Here is a 14,548-nt window from a genome sequence, read left to right on the forward strand (position 1 = left end):
TTGCGGTGACTACTGCATTGGGCTCAAGCGCCAAATATCATCGCTGTAATCTTGAATTGTTCTATCACTAGAAAATTTTCCACTGGCTGCGGTATTGAGAATACTCATGCGCAGCCAATGCTCCTTGTCTTTATATGCCTGAGCCGCGTGTTCCTGACTCTCAACGTAGGAGGGAAAATCTTGTGCCACTAACCAAGGATCAGTACTACTCTTAATTGAGTTAATTACGTCATCAAAGATATTAGGCTCAAATAGGTTAAAGTGCCCACTTTCGAGCAAAGCCATAACGCGTTTTAGGTCATTGTTGCTTTCTATTATCTTAAGGGGCTGATAATTTTGGCGTACTTGCTGTGCTTGTTCAGCGGTTACACCAAATAAGTAAAAGTTGTCTGCGCCAACGCATTCTCGTATTTCGATATTTGCGCCATCCAAGGTACCTATGGTGATCGCGCCATTCATCATAAACTTCATGTTGCCAGTACCAGACGCTTCTTTTCCAGCTGTTGAGATCTGCTCTGATAAATCTGTTGCAGGGCAAATCACTTCCATTTTTGAGACATTGTAATTGGGCATGAAAGCCACTCGAAGGTAGGGCCTCGCTGCTGGGTCATTGTTGATAACATTGGCAACATTATTGATTAATTTAATGATTTTCTTCGCCATGTAATAACCTGGTGCCGCCTTACCTCCAAACAGTACGCAACGAGGAACAAGCTCTGCCACATCACCACGACAGATCCGGTCGTAAAGATGGATAACGTGCAATACATTAAGTAGTTGACGCTTGTATTCATGAATACGTTTCACTTGAACATCAAACATCATAATTGGGTCAAACTCTACCTGACATTCATGAGCAATTAGCGCAGCAAGACGCTGCTTGTTGTTTTGTTTGACTGTTAACCACTGCTTTTGAAAGGCGTGATTATCGTAAAAACGACGTAGTTCACTAATTTTAGAAAAATCAGCTTGCCATCCATCGCCAATTTTATCACTAATCAATTGTGCCAGTTCTGGATTACAATGCGACAACCAGCGCCTTGGCGTCACCCCATTCGTTTTATTATTAAACTTCTCAGGGCAAAGTTGATAGAAATCGTTAAACAAGCCAGCTTTTAATAACTCGGTATGTAAAGCCGCAACGCCATTGACAGAATAACTACCTACAATCGCAAGGTACGCCATGCGAATTTGAGGGTGACTGGACTCCTCTATGAGAGACAGCGCACGCTGCTTTTCGATATCACCCGGCCATTTTAATGCTACTTCCGACAAAAAGCGGGCATTGATCTCATAGATAATTTCTAGCAATCTAGGTAACAAGCGCTCAAATAGACTCACAGACCAGCGCTCTAATGCTTCGGGTAATAAAGTATGATTAGTATATGCCATGGTTGATGTCGTTATCTTCCATGCGGCATCCCACTCCAGCTCGTAATCGTCTAATAAAATGCGCATTAGCTCAGCTACGGCGATACTTGGGTGGGTATCATTGAGTTGGAATACGTGATAATCCGCAAAATCACTAAAATCATCGCCGTATTGCTCAACCCAAGTTGCGATCACGTCTTGTAGACTCGCGCTGGATAAAAAGTACTGCTGCCTTAGTCTCAGCTCTTTACCGTTTTCACTGGCATCGTTGGGGTACAGCACCATCGTTATCTGCTCAGCGAGATTCTTTTTCGCCACCGCTTCTGAATAACTACCGGCGTTAAATTCGCTGAGGTCAAACTCATCGGTTGCCTCTGATTTCCATAGCCTTAATGTGTTTACCACCTCATTACGATATCCAGGGACTGGGACGTCGTAAGGCACGGCGAGTATATCTTGCGTATCAAGCCACTCACGATGCTGTCTACCATTTTTGTCGGTATGTACTTCAACATGACCAAAAAACTTAACTCTCCGGGCTTGCTCTGGTGCGGCAAGTTCCCAAGGGTGGCCTTCTCGGAGCCAGTTATCTGGCTGTTCTACTTGATGACCCTGTTCACAGGTTTGGTTAAACATCCCAAATTCGTAACGCAAACCGTAACCGACAACAGGAAGGGCTAATGAAGCACAGCTATCCAAAAAACATGCTGCAAGGCGGCCTAAACCACCATTGCCAAGACCTGCGTCATGCTCAGCCTGCGCGACCTCTTCAAGCTCAGTACAGTATTCTTGCAATGCCGCTTGAACTTGTTCTTCTAAGTCGAGATTTAGCACCGCATTAGACAGTGCTCTACCCATTAAAAATTCCAACGAAAGGTAAGCTGCTTTGCGCGTTTTTTTACTCTTAATGTGCTCTTTAGTTGCACGGCAGCGAGCAACTAATCGGTCACGAATGGTCAAGGCTAATGCATGGTACAAATACAGTCGCGACTCTCCTACTTTGTCTCGACCTAAGGTGTAGTAAAAGTGACGAGTTAAATCATCACTCAAGGTGTTTTCATCTATCTTTGGTGCATCTTGCCAATGTTTCACGACACATACTGGCGCACTTTTATTAGCCATGCTTTTCATCCCCTTTGATTGATGTAAATATCCATGCTGACTTAGCTGGAACCTGTAAATAAGAGTCTAACTCTCGTCTTTGCGGCTCAACCGCGGTGGTAATTGCTTGCTGCCAATGAGATGAAAATGCACTAAGTGGCAGCTTTATTTGCAGCGCATTCTCACTGGCGTTCAGTATTATCAACAAGCTTTGCCCTAACTGCTGATCGGTGATGGTGTAACTCAACCATTTACGGCATGGCTCTCGCCATTGTTCGGGCGATAACGGCTTTGCTTGTTCATTAAACCAATTCACCGCAAAACGACTGTCACTGTCATGGACATAAAATGAGTGAGAAAAGGCGGCAAATTGTTTACGGAGCACGAGCAAATCTTGGATAAAAAAGGTTAAAGTATGGTGTTGCTGGTGGTTTTTCCATGCCAGCCAGCTAGTGCAGTTATCTTGGCAGTAGGCATTATTGTTGCCATTTTGCGTATGTGCCATTTCAGTACCCGCACAAATCATCGGGATCCCTTTGGATAAAAACAAAGTGAGTAATGCATTTTTCTGCATACTAAGACGCAATTCATTGATTTGAGGGTCGGCACTGAACCCTTCTACCCCACAATTAAATGAAAAGTTTTCACTGTGGCCGTCTCTATTTGCCTCACCGTTTGCTTCATTATGTTTATGCTCGTAAGCCGTCCAATCAAACAATGAGAAGCCGTCATGACTAGTAAGAAAGTTTATGGAGTTCAAAGGACCCCGTAAGTTATGTTCAAACAGATCACTGGAGCCATGAATACGCATCGCAAGCTCTGGCAATACTCCCTCATCGCCACGCCAAAAGCGCCTGACAGTATCTCGATATTTATCATTCCACTCACGCCAAGGAGAAGGAAATTGTCCAAGTTGATACCCACCAGGACCAATATCCCAAGGCTCGGCGATCAGTTTTACTTTGCTAAGCACCGGGTCTTGATGGATCGCTTGCAAAAACGCATGTTGATTTGAAAATCCCGAGGCTTGACGGGCAAGGATCGTTGCCAAATCAAAACGAAAACCGTCCACTCCCATGTATTCTACCCAATAGCGCAAACTGTCCAAGACAAGTCTTAATACCACTGGGTTCGAGATATTCATTGTGTTTCCACAACCCGTGTCATTAATGTAGACATTCGGTTTACTCGGCAAGGTGCTGTAATAAGTCAGGTTATCAAACCCTTTAAAGCTAATTGTCGGGCCATCCAAACCACCTTCCGCAGTATGATTAAACACTACATCCAAAATAACCTCTATACCGGCTTGGTGGAGCCGCTCTACCATTACCTTAAATTCGTTGATGTCGTCGTTAACAAGATAACTTTTGTGTGGCGTAAAGAAGTTGAGGCTGTTATACCCCCAGTAATTTTTTAGTCCTTTGGTCGTAAGAAATTGCTCATTGATAAACGCATGCACAGGTAGCAGCTCAATCGCAGTAACACCAATATGCTTGAGGTGATCGATAAAGGTTTGTTCAGCAATCCCTAAGTATTTTCCTTGGTGTTTACTTGGAATATCTGGGTGCCTAACAGTTGCCCCTTTAACATGACATTCATAGATCACCGTTTTACTCCACGGCGTCTTGGGTCGCTTCCCTTGATACTTCTCAATCGCCGTCACTTTGCTCTTTGGCATATCACAGGCGTTATCAGAAGGGTTTAAATGGCCTACTGGCAAATGACAAAAATGCCGTTCACTCCAAGTAAATTCGCCGAAAAAGTCGCGGCAATATGGGTCTAAGAGTAACTTATTAGCATTGAAAAGTAGCCCTTTTTCCGCGCTATACTCCCCGTCTACCCGATAGCCATATAAGTCTCCGACTTTTGCTCCTTCAATAAACAATGACCAATTTCCGCCTTCATGCCGAAACATCCCTACCCGATTCACTTCGCTATGGCCGCTTTTGTCGAACAGACACAAGGTTACACGTTTCGCTTTCGGTGCATAAACACAAAAGTTAACACCTTTATCACTGGCCGTTGCACCCAGCAATTGATGATCGCCGCGATAACTGGTTAGCATGCGCCACCAGAGATCAGCTGCAAATACACGGTTGCCAAAGGCGGAACTGTTATATCGATACTTTGCTCAAGGCCATGGCTTGCTATGTTTTTCGATTCAATGAGTTGTTGTTTATGTGCAACGACTCCAACGCCACTCCCCCAAAACGCTTTGTCATCCGTGTTTAAGATAACTTGATACACACCCGCTGATGGCACGCCTAAGCGGAATTGGAAATGAGTTTGTGGCGTAAAGTTTGCGATCACCACCAGCGGTGTAACACCATCTTGTCCGTAGCGTACAAAACTAAATATGCTTTGCCCAGCATTCCCCCCATCAATCCAATTAAACCCTGTTGATTTGTTATCGCACTCGAATAGTTGCGGCGTTGATTTATAAATCGTATTGAGCGCTTTGACACACTCATACACGCCTTGGTGCGCTTCACTTTCAAGCAACTTCCAGTTGAGTTGTTGGTTATGATCCCACTCCTCTCGGGGGGCAAGTTCAGCGCCCATGAACAGCAACTTTTTACCTGGGTGGGCAAACATAAAGCCATAGTAGGCACGTAAATTAGCGAATTGCTGCCAATCGTCTCCTGGCATTTTGCTCAGTAGCGCACCTTTGCCATGTACCACTTCATCGTGACTTAATGGCAAGATGTAATTTTCAGAATAGGCATACACCATCGAAAAGGTCATTTCATGGTGATGGTACTTGCGATGAATTGGGTCTTTGGACATATAGTTTAGCGTGTCATTCATCCACCCCATATTCCACTTATAACCAAAACCCAAACCATCGTGTTCAACACTGCGGGTAACACCGGGCCAAGCTGTGGATTCTTCAGCGACCATCATTATACCTTCGTCAACACCATAACATTTGGTATTGACTGATTTGAGGCATTCTATTGCACCTAGGTTTTCGCGGCCGCCATATTGATTTGGCACCCATTCCCCATGTTTACGGCTGTAATCCAAATAAAGCATCGATGCCACGGCATCAACTCGTAAACCATCGATGGCGTATTCTTTTATCCAATACATCGCATTCGACAGCAAAAAGCTTTTTACTTCAGCGCGGTCGTAGTTAAAAATATAGGTATTCCAATCTGGGTGAAATCCTTGCCGCTTATCAGCATGTTCAAATAAATGCGTACCATCAAATTTATGTAAACCATGAGGATCTGATGGGAAATGTCCCGGTACCCAGTCGATAAGTAATCCGAGGTCTTCACGATGACAGCACTCAACAAAGTAAGCAAAATCCTCCACGCCACCAAAGCGACTGGTTGGCGAGAATAACCCCACTGGTTGATAACCCCAGGAGCCATCAAAAGGATATTCACTGATAGGCATCAGTTGCAAATGGGTAAATCCCAGTGCCTTTACATAAGGGATAAGGTCATCCGCTAATTCTCGATACGTGAGATAGCGATTACCGTCTTCCTCTCGGCGCTTCCACGAGCCCAAATGCACTTCATAAATACTAATGGGTGCATTGACTTTATTGCGCAGCGCCTTTTTATCATGGTAAGCTTGGCTCAATGTGAAAGCCGCTGGTCGAGCCTGAGTTATACTCGCCGTACCCGGCGCTTGTTCCATTTTAAATGCAAAGGGGTCAGCCTTTTCTATGCGTTCCCCCTCAAATGTGGTGATTGCAAATTTATAGCAGCAGTCAACCTCCAGTGCCGGAATAAAAAGCTCCCATACACCACTGGCTGGATGTAATCGCATTGGATGCTGAACGGCCTGCCAATGATTAAACTCACCTATCACAGAAACAGACAACGCATTTGGCGCCCAAACACCAAATCGAAACCCAATTACACCCTCTATTTCTACTTGATGTGCACCTAAATGCAAATAAGCTTGAGCTTGTGTTCCTTCATTAAATAAGTACAAGGCATCATCAGCCAAGCAACTATCAAAACTATATACATCCCTCCCAGTGACGGTATGCTCTGGGTAGTGCACTTCAAGCAGGTAATCTTTGCTGATGTCATCCGCTCTAAAATCTAATGTGAATAGCGCACTTTTGCGAAACCGTTCAAGCGCATAGCTACTATTGTTGGTAAGTACGTTAACTTCTGTCGCACCTGGAATAAAACAGCGCACGACTGAGCGCTTCGCATCTAGCTGGTGTAGTCCTAGGAAGGCAAATGGGTCACGACACTTACCGGCTTCCAAAGCAGCTAATTGACTGATGTAGTCATCTACTTGGGCGTCTTCTATTTTTGCTCTTGTATTCATCTATTCTTTCCTGCTGGTTATTGCATCTCGGATCAGCGGCCGAGATCTTGCAATAATTTCCGCTGATGTCTGATTAAGTCGCCTTCTCCAGTTTGGATACTCTTGGTCAGTACCAGGAATGTTCACTGGTAACTTCTGTTCATCGAGGTCATCAAACTGAATTGTCAGCATTTTTGCCGGCGACTTGGCGAGCACATTGATAAGCGACTGATACACATCACGGGCTTCGCTCGCAAGGCTAACACTCACCTCACCAAAGCGACTAAGCCAATGACAAAGCTTCTCTCGCTCGGATGTTCGCTCTTCATCCGCTTTCGTTAGTTGGGGTTCGCTCAATAATTGATATTCACGCTTCAACCTAAGGTCATCATGGCTCCACCAGCCAAAAAATGGCGGGACGTCATGGTTCGCAACCATGAGTAACGCATTGTGCTTATAGTGCATGGGTGCTAAAAACTGACCGTGATAATCCTTCTCGAAATAAAAAAGAATATTGCTGTATATATGAGACTCAGACATTGCTTCTTTGATTTCGATTGGAACAACCCCTAAGTCTTCACCAATGATCATTACTTGATGTTTGACAGACTCAATTTTGAGGATCGCTAAAAGGTACTCAAATGGATAATATACATAGCAACCTGTTTGCTGTTGATCTTGATAAAAGCACCACCACAACCTTCTTAGGCCCATCACATGGTCAATTCTTAATGCCCCAACACCGGTAATGTTTGCTTGGATCAATTGTTTAAAGAATGCAAAGCGCTGCGCTTTTAACTTAACTGGGTTTAACGTTGGTAACCCCCAGTTTTGACCGAGCTCAGCCCAAGGGTCCGGAGGTGCGCCCACACGAGCATGGTCGGCATACAAATTTTTATTGCTGTTGTATTCACTTGAGCCGTCAGCACAACCTACGGCTAAGTCATTGATTAAACCTACGGCCATACCAGCATTCAGTGCCAAAGATTGGCATAGCGTTAATTGCTCAAACGCAAGCCATTGCAAAAACTTGGCAAAGTCATCGTCCTCAAATGCCTTAAGCTCTTGCTGCTTAGCTTGGCAAAATCGAGCAAAGTCAGCACGCCACGCTCCAGTTTGGTCACACAATAACTGCCACGCAAAACGTAACGCGTTAAGCTTGCTTTCCATACAGTGAGTCATATCAAGATATGCCGCGTTCAAGTTAGCCTTTGAGCCGTCTAAATAGTCGGTAAACACACTCACATCTAAGCCAAATTGTTCACACAAAAGCTCGATAGAAATGTAAAAAGGGTGCAGTAGGCGACGGTCATTTGGGCTGTACGGACTTGCTTTCTCTGGCTCATCAACAAACAATAAATGCAGTGGGTTTAACAAAATATAGTCAAGCCCTTCAGCTGCGCTAGCCTCAACTAATTGCTTTAGCTCATAAAAATCCGCACTTAGCTTGTTGCCAGCAGGCTTTAACGAATATAGCTGAATAGACAGTCCAAGGAGCTTTTTATGTTGTTCAATCGGGTCATAACACTGTCTAGGCGTCACCCAAAGCTCAGTCTCAAACCGCGCACCATTTAACATTACCTCTGCGCTATGATAACCGACTTCAATCGCGTTTATTGGCACTTCAAGTTGAACATAACGTGTATTTTGATAGCGGTAATCGCCAGTCACTACTTGCTTGTTTGGATCGCAAACACAGCAATAACCCAATGTGGGGATCGACACAGATAATTCGTTAATTTGCAGGCCAGCATCCACTCTTATCGTAATAGTTGGCGTCTCTTTGCAAACCAAAGTAATGGCTTCAACTGGCGTGAGCCATTTGGCAATATCCAACTCAAAGTTGAGCCTGTCTATTTCGTCTGGATTACTGACATCAACACCGCACTCCTGCAATGCCTGTAGGCGAGTTTGGTGATCAAATACCACATGATCACCGGTGTATTTATGGTACTCATAACCAATACCATAGAGATAGAGAAGCTGAGCAATGTTGTCCATTTATAATGTTACGCTCTCGCTGTGGACACAACACTGTTGTCTTCTCCAAAGCCATTTGGCACATAATCATCCGCTTGATGATCATTGTCCCATACTTCGCCATCAATCAAATACCTGAAGTGGTAATCTTTGTCGGTTGGTAAACGGTGTTTAAGCTTAAACGCACTGTCTTTTTTGATGAATTTCATCGGCTCAGGTTGCCAATCATTAAAATCACCAGCAAGTTCCACCGTTTTCGCTTCTGGGTGTGAAAATGAAAATGTAATTTCTGCTTCGTCTTTTGTTTTGAAAAACCGTTTAGTGAGCATATAACCCCCGTTTACCTTTTGTGAGTCCTTATTTCACAGTGACGTACGCTAATACTGCAAACGACTGGTAACTGTGTACAATTTATGTCGAGCATATTGAGATTTAATTGAAATTAAATTGCCAATTAGATGGCAACTCACCGATCGCTTTAAAAATCAACAACCCTAAGTACAGCAAACAAATATTGAGTTTGTATGACAGTACAAATTTGGTGCAATTTTGCACCGCTTTGGCGCAATCTAAATCAGATAAGCAGTGATTTCAGTTTGCTACAGGTTCCTTGCAATCACTGAGCCAATCACATTAAGAGTCAACAAGAAAGCTAGTTAAGAATGGTTATCATGTAAAGTGAATTTAACTAATAATTGATCCTGCTCATATAAAGCGGTCTACAAAGTGAAGTTTTTAGTACTTTTGCGCTATGAGGTTTGCAACTGAATGCTAAAGTGTGTAAAAAACTAGGTTAGCAGCTATAATTTCAGATTACATTTTTTATAATAAATACTTCATCTATGTGTTATTACTGAATAATACGCAAGAGTCTGAATTACTAAGGAAAGCCTATTCATGCCAAACGCAATAAGACTAACAAGTACCCTACTTCTGGGCACATTATTTGTTGTCATATTGCTGCACCTGTCTTTTAAGGCCCATGTGTTTGAACTGCTCGCTACAACCTCGGCAACTGAGCATCTTACAACATCACTGGTATCACCTTGGTACTCTCCACTACTGCACGGTTTGAGCTTTGCTGCAAAAGGTAATTCCACCTATGTTGTAGTCGAATCAACGCTCGGAACGCCTACATATCTGGATGTAAATACGGTTTGGTATGCCGTGTTTACTTCACCCATCACTCTCATTTCAATTGCAACTTTACTCGCGATTGTTGCGTATCTTTTTAAATCAGAGCGCCGCTATCGTAATCAAGATGAAGATATCAGTGAGGTGAATAATGATGTTAGAGGAATATTGACGCGTTTAGAGGTTGATAGTGCCCAACTACATCATAAGTCTTCTCTTGCCAAGCTCAGCCATGCGATCCACGATTTGTCTAGCCATCTTGCTCGCGTACAACGCCATTCAGAGTCTCAAATTTTTCAAGACAAGCTCACTAAACTTATAGATAGACATGCCTATATTGACCATATCGAGGCAAAGTTAAAGCAAGCTGAGTTGTCACAGCAAAAATGTGGCCTGTTATTTATTGATTTGGACGGGTTTAAACAAGTTAATGATTCCTTTGGCCACAGTTTTGGCGACGAAATTTTGATCCAAGTTGCCGCTAGGCTCTCAAAAGTGGTTCGCCAATATGGTTTAGAAGATTGCCACCCCATTCATGGCCTTGAACAAAACCTTTCAAGACTCGGCGGCGATGAATTTTCGCTATTTATTCCCAAATTAAGCGCTCCGAGTTTATGCACAGAAATCGCACAGTCCATTCTAAGTGATATAGAGCGTGACTTCTTGCTTGGCAATAAACTTGTCAAAATTGGAGCAAGTATCGGCATCGCAGTATATCCAGATAGCGCCGCAACTCCGAACTCGTTACTACAGATGGCTGATGTTGCCATGTACAGAGCAAAAACAGATGGACGTGGGATTTTTAAAGTTTACTCCCCCGAAATGGGGTCGAAAATGCGCCGTTATCACTACCTCTTAGAAGAGTTACGACTCGCTATCTCTGCGCAAAGCTTTTATCTGTCATTCCAACCGATAGTACATGTTGAAGATTGTGCTATTGACTATTTTGAGGCACTTATTCGTTGGAATCACCCAATAGAAGGGCAAATTCCACCAGCAGAGTTTATTCCAATTGCAGAGGAATCTAATTTAATTTTAGAGCTTGGTGATTGGATCTTACTTGAGTCGTGTAGGCAAATGTGTGCTTGGCATAATGCAGGGATGAAAAAGGTAAAAATCTCAGTTAATGTTTCTGGAATACAATTAAAGCACAGAAAGGTCTTTGAATGGGTGAATGCTGCCCTAGAAAAAACCGGCTTACCAGCCACCGCTTTGATGTTGGAGATCACGGAATCTACTCTTATCAAGGCCAGTAATGAAACGATTTCACAATTGCAACAATGCCGAGATGCAGGAATAAGTGTCGCGATTGACGACTTTGGCACAGGTTTTAGCTCACTAAGCACCCTCGCCGATTTACCTATAGATGTGATAAAAATCGATAAACTGTTTATCACTCAAGCCAACAGTAATCCTAAATATCGTAAGATCCTCAACTCCATCAGCGAACTTGGACAGCAGTTAGAATTAAAAATTGTTGCCGAAGGCGTTGAACAAACAGAACAATTTGAGCTAGTTAAAAGCTTAGGGATCAGTTGTGTACAGGGATATTTGGTTAGCCGGCCTGAAAGCTCAAATAATGTGGGTAGCAAAGTGTTAAATGGCAATGTGAATCATATTGCAGCGACCGGCACCAGCATTTGGTTACCAGAACAAGTTGGGTAGCTCACTGTTAAGCGAAAAAAGTTAGCTACACAGCATCTTCCAGGCTAGGCAATCTATTATGCTAAACGCGGAGCACTTGGTAAGTCGTGACGAGCGCTCAAAGTATTTATCCAGACACAGTAAGGTTATTTATCGCTTAAATTTGGTTTCTAAAATAACCGACGAGTTGGTACGCTCAATCCCTTCTAAATTACCAATTTCATCTAGCAGATGACTCAACTGCTCCAAACTCTGTGCTTCAACAATAGCAATCAAGTCATATTCCCCACTAATGGCATAAAGTGCTGAAACATTTGGCAACTGCTGCAATGCTAAATTCGCCTTTGTAGTGAGTTTTTGTTTTACCTTAATAGAAACGTGTGCCGATACTAAATCGTCCATATACTGCTCCGCGAACTCCACGCGATAGCCTTTAATTACGCCATTTTGCTCTAATTTTGCGATACGATTTTGTACCGTGGTTCTGGAAAGATCTAACTTACGTGCCAACTCAGAGATGCTCTCTCGTGCGTTATTACGCAACAGTGCAATGAGCTTTTCGTCTTGTGAACTAATCATTTTGCAATTTAATCATGTTAATTTGACATAAATGATAGCAAATATGTGAATTATTGCACTGCAAATTATTACAAAAGCGCGTAATAATGAAGAAATAGCAAGTTGGCTGTGAGCAGAACAACAAGTAATCAGCTTCTGCCCGACAGTAATACCGCACAATGATAACAATTTAGGAGAAAGCGTCATGCAAGCAAATCGCGAATTATTCGATGAAGTCATGGTTCCAAACTACAACCCGTCAGCAGTTATTCCAGTTAAAGGTGAAGGTTCTCGCGTATGGGATCAGACAGGTAAAGAGTTCATCGATTTTGCAGGCGGTATCGCCGTGAACTGTTTAGGCCATTGTCACCCAGCGCTTGTTTCTGCACTTAAAGACCAAGGCGAAAAAATTTGGCATCTATCAAACGTGATGACCAACGAGCCGGCGCTTCGCCTTGCTAAAAAGTTAACTGATGCAACATTCGCAGAAAAAGTCTATTTCGCAAACTCTGGCGCCGAAGCAAACGAGGCCGCTCTTAAACTTGCGCGTCGTTGGGCGCTGGATAAATTTGGTGCAGAGAAAACACAAATTATCGCATTCAACAAAGGCTTCCATGGTCGTACTTTCTTCACGGTAACGGTTGGTGGTCAAGCAGCCTATTCTGATGGTTTTGGTCCAAAACCTGCTGATATCACGCATATCGACTATAACGATTTAGCTGCATTTGAAAAAACAATCTCAGACAACACTTGCGCAGTCATGATGGAGCCGCTTCAAGGTGAAGGCGGGATCATTTCTCCAAATGCTGAGTTTGTGCAAGCTGTGCGCGAACTATGTGATAAGCACAACGCGCTACTTATTTTTGATGAAGTACAAACGGGTGTTGGCCGAACTGGTGATCTATATGCTTATCAAGGACTAGGTGTAACACCTGATATCCTAACTAGCGCAAAAGCACTAGGCGGTGGTTTCCCGATTGGCGCTATGCTTACCACCACTGAAATTGCAGCTCACCTTAAAGTCGGCACTCATGGCTCAACTTATGGCGGTAATCCACTAGCCTGCGCGGTAGCAGAAGCTGCATTTGACACTGTAAATACAGAATCAGTATTAGCTGGCGTAAAAGCCAAAGAGCAAGTATTCAGAGATGGTCTAAATGCTATTAACGACAAATACAATGTATTTTCTGAAGTGCGTGGTAAAGGTCTTCTTCTAGGTGCAGTGCTCAATGACAAGTTTGAAGGCCGTGCACGCGATTTTCTTGTAGCAAGTGCAGAGCACGGTTTAATGTCATTAGTTGCTGGTACTAACGTAGTTCGTTTTACACCTTCTCTTGTGATCACTGATGAAGAGATCCAAGAAGGCCTTGCACGCTTTGAACAAGCGGTTGCTGCAGTAGTAAACGGCTAAGGAGCTGGGGACCTCGGTCTCCTCTTTCTCATGTTAGTATTAAGACCAATACAAAAAACTGACTTCGACGCGCTAAAAACCATTGCGGTTGAATCTGGCCATGGGTTTACCTCACTGCCAGTAGATGACGAATTGTTGTCTAATAAAATTAACCGCTCAGTTGAAAGCTTTGCAAAGTCAGTGTCAAAACCATACGACGAAGGCTATTTGTTCGTCCTTGAAGACACACAAACGGGCGAAATTATAGGCACCACTGCGATTGAAGCTGCGGTAGGTATGTCTGTGCCTTTATATCACTATCATCTTGGTAAAACAGTACATCACTCTAGAACGTTGGGTGTCTATAATACCGTTGATATTCTGTCGATGTGTAACGACTACACCGGAAGCTCTGAGATCTGCACACTATTTTTACGTGAAGGTCATCGCCAAGGGTTAGCTGGTCGCTTTCTTTCAAGAAGTCGCTTCTTATTTATGGCAGAACATGCAGAACGCTTTAGCGATACCGTTATTGCAGAAATGCGTGGTGTAAGTGACGAATATGGTCACTCACCATTTTGGCAGTGGTTACAAGAGCACTTTTTTAGCATCGAATTTCCGCAAGCAGATCACTTGGTCGGTCTCGGGGACAAAGTTTTTATTTGTGAACTTATGCCCAAGTATCCCATCTATGCAAACCTACTAAGTCCAGAAGCACAAGCCGTGATAGGTAAAGTGCATGAGAAGACCAAGCCTGCTTTGCGTTTGTTACAAAAAGAGGGGTTTGAGCACCGTGGCTATGTTGACTTGTTCGACGCAGGCCCAACGGTGGAAGCCAAACTAGAAAACATTAGAACGGTTAGAGAGTCGTTTAAAGGCGAAGTTGAAATAGTCGCTTCACTACCTGACAAGCTCCCTAGTCTTGCTATTTCAAATGGTCGACTAGACGCATTTAAAGCCACGTTTACCGATCAGGCTTATCTGTGCGAAGCAGAAGAAAAAATTCAGCTGACCGCAGAGGTAGCCAATGCGCTTGATGTCACTCAAGGTGAACTGATCAGCGCATTTAAACTATAGATTTCAATGTCGTGC

Annotated in this window: 9 protein-coding genes; 3 read left to right on the forward strand and 6 right to left on the reverse strand. The window is 43.5% G+C overall.

Annotated features, from left to right (window positions below; genetic code table 11):
* Positions 1 to 9: 9 nt before the first annotated feature.
* The 5 genes from CWC03_RS03580 to CWC03_RS03600 are packed head-to-tail and all read right to left on the reverse strand — an operon-like array spanning position 10 to position 9,059.
* Entirely contained in the window at positions 10 to 2,493 is a 2,484-nt protein-coding gene (locus CWC03_RS03580) for a glycogen/starch/alpha-glucan phosphorylase (protein ID WP_138580607.1), read from the reverse strand.
* On the reverse strand, positions 2,486 to 4,537 hold the full coding sequence (glgX, locus tag CWC03_RS03585) for a glycogen debranching protein GlgX (RefSeq protein WP_138580608.1): 2,052 nt from the start codon (positions 4,535 to 4,537) through the stop codon (positions 2,486 to 2,488). Before glgX ends, CWC03_RS03580 begins: the two co-directional genes overlap by 8 nt.
* Complete coding sequence (glgB, locus tag CWC03_RS03590; RefSeq protein ID WP_138580609.1) at positions 4,531 to 6,771, reverse strand: 1,4-alpha-glucan branching protein GlgB; 2,241 nt, start codon at positions 6,769 to 6,771, stop codon at positions 4,531 to 4,533. The genes glgX and glgB overlap by 7 nt, the downstream gene beginning before the upstream one ends.
* Complete coding sequence (gene malQ / locus CWC03_RS03595) at positions 6,772 to 8,751, reverse strand: 4-alpha-glucanotransferase (protein WP_138580610.1); 1,980 nt, start codon at positions 8,749 to 8,751, stop codon at positions 6,772 to 6,774. It abuts the gene before it with no gap.
* A gap of 8 nt (positions 8,752 to 8,759) precedes the next feature.
* Positions 8,760 to 9,059, reverse strand: a complete 300-nt coding sequence (locus CWC03_RS03600; protein WP_010372991.1) for an isoamylase early set domain-containing protein — start codon at positions 9,057 to 9,059, stop codon at positions 8,760 to 8,762.
* Positions 9,060 to 9,627: 568 nt separating this feature from the next.
* On the opposite strand from CWC03_RS03600, the gene CWC03_RS03605 reads away from it, so the two are divergent.
* Positions 9,628 to 11,529 (forward strand): putative bifunctional diguanylate cyclase/phosphodiesterase, encoded by a 1,902-nt coding sequence (locus CWC03_RS03605; protein WP_138580611.1) that lies wholly within the window; start codon positions 9,628 to 9,630, stop codon positions 11,527 to 11,529.
* Positions 11,530 to 11,658: 129 nt separating this feature from the next.
* Here CWC03_RS03605 and CWC03_RS03610 read toward each other — a convergent pair whose 3' ends face one another.
* Positions 11,659 to 12,087, reverse strand: a complete 429-nt coding sequence (locus CWC03_RS03610) for an Lrp/AsnC family transcriptional regulator (RefSeq protein WP_010372995.1) — start codon at positions 12,085 to 12,087, stop codon at positions 11,659 to 11,661.
* A gap of 184 nt (positions 12,088 to 12,271) precedes the next feature.
* Between CWC03_RS03610 and CWC03_RS03615 the strand changes: the two genes are divergently transcribed.
* A complete protein-coding gene (locus tag CWC03_RS03615; protein ID WP_138580612.1) occupies positions 12,272 to 13,477 on the forward strand; it encodes an aspartate aminotransferase family protein in 1,206 nt (401 codons plus the stop codon).
* A gap of 30 nt (positions 13,478 to 13,507) precedes the next feature.
* Positions 13,508 to 14,533, forward strand: coding sequence for an arginine N-succinyltransferase (astA, locus tag CWC03_RS03620; protein ID WP_138580613.1), 1,026 nt, complete (start codon positions 13,508 to 13,510; stop codon positions 14,531 to 14,533).
* Positions 14,534 to 14,548: the final 15 nt, after the last annotated feature.

Origin of the sequence: Pseudoalteromonas sp. S2755 (assembly GCF_005886535.1) — a bacterium.
Taxonomy (GTDB): Bacteria; Pseudomonadota; Gammaproteobacteria; order Enterobacterales; family Alteromonadaceae; genus Pseudoalteromonas.